This is a genomic window from Planomonospora algeriensis (genome assembly GCF_977012225.1).
In genome coordinates, this window is record NZ_CDRNDK010000518.1 from 1 (window position 1) to 4,064 (window position 4,064).

Genomic DNA, 4,064 nt, shown 5'->3' on the forward strand with positions numbered 1-4,064 from the left:
GGCCCCACGGCGGAGGCCTCCGCGCCGGGGACGCCGGGGGACGCCGGGGACGCCGGGAATGCCGGGGCCGCAGGCTCCGGTGCTTCCGGAGGTCCTCGCGGCCGGGCGGGGCGACGGCGGGGCGGGGCGGCCGGACGGCGGGCCGTACCCGGTGCTGGTCCTGCTCGACGGAGACGTGTGGGCCGGGCGGGTCGCGCCGACGATGGACAACCTGATCGCCGAGGGCCGGATCCCGCCGACGGTCGTGCTGCTGCCCGACGCGGTGGACCGGCCGACCCGGCTGCGCGAGATGGCCTGCCACGAGCCGTTCGTCCGGCACCTGGCCGACGACCTGCTGCCCTGGGCGGAACGGGAGTGGGGGGTCACCGGCGATCCCGGGCTGACCGTGGTCGCGGGCCAGAGCTTCGGCGGGCTCACCGCCTCCTACGCGGCGTTCACCGCGCCCGAGCGCTTCGGCAACGTGCTCTCACAGTCCGGCTCCTACTGGTGGAGCGACGACGACCCCGAATGGCTGACCCGGCGCTACGAGCGGGCGCCCCGGCTCCCGGTCCGCTTCCACGTGGAGGCCGGGCGGCTGGAGTGGATGCTGCTGGCCGAGAACCGGCGGTTCGCCGAGGTCCTCGCCGCCAAGGGGTACGAGGTCACGCTCACCGAGTACAACGGCGGGCACGACCCGGCCTGCTGGCTCGGCGGGCTCGCCTCCGGCCTCTCCGGGCTGGCCGCGGGGTGGTTGTGATGGGCGCGCCCGGAACGGGACCGGGGAGCGACCCGGTGAAGGCCGCGATCCGGGAACGGGTGCTGGCGCACGCCGAGGCGCTGGTCGGGCTGAGCCACCGCATCCACGCCCACCCCGAGACCGCCTTCGCCGAGCACCGGGCGGCCGAGTGGACGGCGGAGGCGCTGCGCGGAGCCGGGTTCGAGGTGACCGCCGGGGCGGGCGGGCTGCCGACCGCCTTCTCCGCCTCGTACGGCTCCGGCCCCGTGACGGTGGCGTTCTGCGCCGAGTACGACGCGCTGCCCGGCCTCGGCCACGCCTGCGGGCACAACGTCATCGCCGCGGCGGCCGTCGGCGCCGGGCTGGCGCTCGCCCCGGCCGCCGACGCGCTCGGTCTGACCGTGAAGGTGGTCGGCACCCCCGCCGAGGAGCGCGGCGGCGGCAAGGCGCTGCTGCTGGAGGCGGGGGTCTTCGACGGCGTCGACGCGGCCATGATGGTGCATCCGGGGCCCTTCGAGACCGTCAGGTTCCGCTCGTTCGCGCTCGGCACGCTCGACGTCGAGTACCTCGGCCGCCCGGCGCACGCCACCCTCGCCCCGCACGAGGGCCGCAACGCCGCCGACGCGATGACCCTGGCCCAGGTCGCGATCGGGCTGCTCCGCCAGCAGCTCCCGCGCGACTGGCACGTGCACGGCGTGGTGACGGCCGCGGGAGAGGCGCCCAACGTCATCCCGGCCCGCGCCGCGGCGAGCTACGAGCTCAGGGCCGCCAGGGCCGAGGACCTCGCGGCGCTCCGCGCCCGGGTGGAGGACTGCTTCCGGGGCGCGGCCACGGCGACCGGCTGCGAGCTGAAGCTGACCCGCCCGGAACCGGACTACCTGGACTTCCGCGACGACGCGGGGCTGGCGGAGCTGTACGCGGCCAACGCCGCCGCGCTCGGTCGGCCCGCCCCGGTCGAGCGCGAGCCGTTCGCCATGACCGACATGGCCAACGTCTCGCACGCGGTCCGCGCCATCCACCCGATGCTCGACATCGGCGCCGACGGGGCCGTTCCGCACGACGTCGCCTTCGCCGACGCCGCGGTGGCCCCGTCCGCCGACCGCGCGCTGCTCGACGCGGCCGTCCTGCTCGCCTGGACGGCGGCCGACCTGGCCCGCCCGCCCGCGGGAACGTGAACGCCACCCCCGCTCACTCTTCAGGAGACGTTCAGGTTATGGTAAGCCTGTCCTAAGTTAGGCAAGGCTTACGGGTGGAGGCCGTCCATGCTCGCGAGTTACCTCATCGGCCTCCGCGAAGGGCTGGAGGCGGCGCTCGTCGTCTCCATCCTCGTGGCCTTCCTCGTCAAGAGCGACCGCCGTGACCGGCTGCCGCTGGTCTGGGCGGGAGTCGGGGCCGCGGCCTGCTCTCGGTGGCGTTCGGAGCGCTGCTCACCTTCACCGCCGCCCATCTGGACCTGCAGCAGCAGGAGCTGTTCGAGGCGGTCGTCTCGATCGCCGCGACCGTGTTCGTCACGTCCATGATCTTCTGGATGCGGACGGCCGCCCGGCGGATGTCCGGGGAGCTGCGCGAGAAGCTCGGCGAGGCGCTCCGGCTGGGACCCGTGGCCGTCGTCGTGGTGGCGTTCCTGGCGGTGGCGCGCGAAGGGCTGGAGACCACGCTGCTGTGGTTCGCCGCCGTGCAGGGCGCCACCACCACCGCCAGCCCGCTGATCGGCATCACCCTGGGCCTGCTGACCTCGGTCGCGCTCGGCTGGGGGCTGTACCGCAGCGCCCTGCGGATCAACCTCACCACGTTCTTCACCTGGACCGGCCTGCTGCTGATCCTCGTCGCCGCCGGCATCCTCAAGTACGGCGTGCACGACCTGCAGGAGGCGGGGTTCCTGCCGGGGCTGAACACCTACGCCTTCGACATCAGCGGCGTCCTCGACCCCGGCGCCTGGTACTCGATGGTGCTCGGCGGCATGTTCAACGTCACCGCCCAGCCGAGCGTCCTGGAGACCGTCGCCTGGGCGGCCTACGCGGTGCCCGTCCTCGTCCTCTTCCTGTGGCCCGCCGGCAGGACGCCGGCGGGCCCCGCCCCCCAGTCGGCCCAGGCCGCTTCCTGACCGGAGACCAACGCAATGCGCACCCCCACCGCCAGGCCCGCCGCGCTGGCCGCCGCCGTCCTCGCCCTCACCGGTCTCGCCGGCTGCTCCTCCGGCCGACCCCGGCTCCGGCCGCGGCCGCCCCGGCCGCCGCCGGGGCGAAGGGCGGCCCGGTCGCCGTCGCCGCCACCGACACCGAGTGCAAGGTCGCCGCCACCGAGGTGGCCGCGGGCACCTCGACGTTCGCCGTGACCAACAACGGCGCCAAGGTGACGGAGTTCTACGTCTTCGCCGCGGGCGACCGGGTGATGGGCGAGGTCGAGAACATCGTCCCCGGCCTGACCCGCGAGCTCGTCGTGGAGCTCCCGGCGGGCATGTACGAGACGGCCTGCAAGCCCGGCATGACGGGCAAGGGCATCCGCAACGCGCTCAAGGTCAGCGGAGAGCACAAGCCGCTGACCGACGACGCGAAGCTCGCCGAGGCCGTCGCCGGCTACAAGCGGTACGTCAAGTCCCAGTCGGACACCCTGCTGGTCAAGACCAAGGAGTTCGTGGACGCCGTCAAGGCGGAGGAGATCGACAAGGCCAAGGAGCTGTTCCCCGTCGCCCGCACGTACTGGGAGCGCATCGAGCCGGTGGCGGAGATCTTCGGCGACCTCGACCCGGCGATCGACGCCCGGGAGAACGACGTGGCCGAGGGCGAGGAGTGGACCGGCTTCCACAAGATCGAGAAAGACCTGTGGGTCGCCAAGGACGTCTCGGGCGACGACGAGCTGGCCGACAAGCTGATGACCGACGTCACCACGATCGTGGAGAAGGCCAACGCGGCCGAGCTCTCCCCGGTGCAGCTCGCCAACGGGGCCAAGGAACTCCTCGACGAGGTGGCCACCGGGAAGATCACCGGGGAGGAGGACCGCTACTCCCACACGGACCTGTGGGACTTCGCCGCCAACCTCCAGGGGTCCAGGGCCGCGGTCCAGGCGCTCCGCCCGGTCCTGGAGGAGCGCGACCCGGCGCTGGTGAAGACGCTGGACGAGAGGTTCGCCGCCGCCGAGGCCGCGCTGGAGGCGCACCGCAGCGGCGACGGCTGGAAGCTGCACACCGAGCTGTCGAAGGAGGACCTGCGCGTGCTGTCGGACGCCATCAACAGCCTCTCCGAGCCGATCAGCAAGGTCGCGGCGGTGGTGGTCCGGTGAGTGGGATCAGCCGCCGGTCGCTGTTCGGGCTGGGCGCCGCGGGCGTCGCCGCCGCCGGGGCCGGCGCGGT

Annotated in this window: 5 protein-coding genes; all 5 read left to right on the forward strand. The window is 73.9% G+C overall.

Going from position 1 to position 4,064, the window contains the following annotated elements; genetic code table 11:
- Nucleotides 1–79: 79 nt before the first annotated feature.
- The 5 genes from ACWJ6R_RS31540 to efeO all read left to right on the forward strand — a co-directional run bounded on the left by ACWJ6R_RS31540 (nt 80) and on the right by efeO (nt 3,994).
- The gene (locus ACWJ6R_RS31540) at nt 80–736 is read left to right on the forward strand and encodes an alpha/beta hydrolase (RefSeq protein ID WP_449065716.1); all 657 of its coding nucleotides are present in this window, start codon (nt 80–82) and stop codon (nt 734–736) included.
- Nucleotides 737–771: 35 nt separating this feature from the next.
- Nucleotides 772–1,890, forward strand: a complete 1,119-nt coding sequence (locus ACWJ6R_RS31545) for an amidohydrolase (protein WP_449065717.1) — start codon at nt 772–774, stop codon at nt 1,888–1,890.
- Between the two features lie 87 nt (nt 1,891–1,977).
- Nucleotides 1,978–2,235 (forward strand): FTR1 family protein, encoded by a 258-nt coding sequence (locus ACWJ6R_RS31550; protein ID WP_449065718.1) that lies wholly within the window; start codon nt 1,978–1,980, stop codon nt 2,233–2,235.
- Entirely contained in the window at nt 2,124–2,819 is a 696-nt protein-coding gene (gene efeU / locus ACWJ6R_RS31555) for an iron uptake transporter permease EfeU (protein WP_449065719.1), read from the forward strand. Before ACWJ6R_RS31550 ends, efeU begins: the two co-directional genes overlap by 112 nt.
- Nucleotides 2,759–3,994: an iron uptake system protein EfeO gene (gene efeO, locus ACWJ6R_RS31560; RefSeq protein ID WP_449065720.1), complete on the forward strand. Its 1,236-nt coding sequence runs from the start codon at nt 2,759–2,761 to the stop codon at nt 3,992–3,994. Before efeU ends, efeO begins: the two co-directional genes overlap by 61 nt.
- Nucleotides 3,995–4,064: the final 70 nt, after the last annotated feature.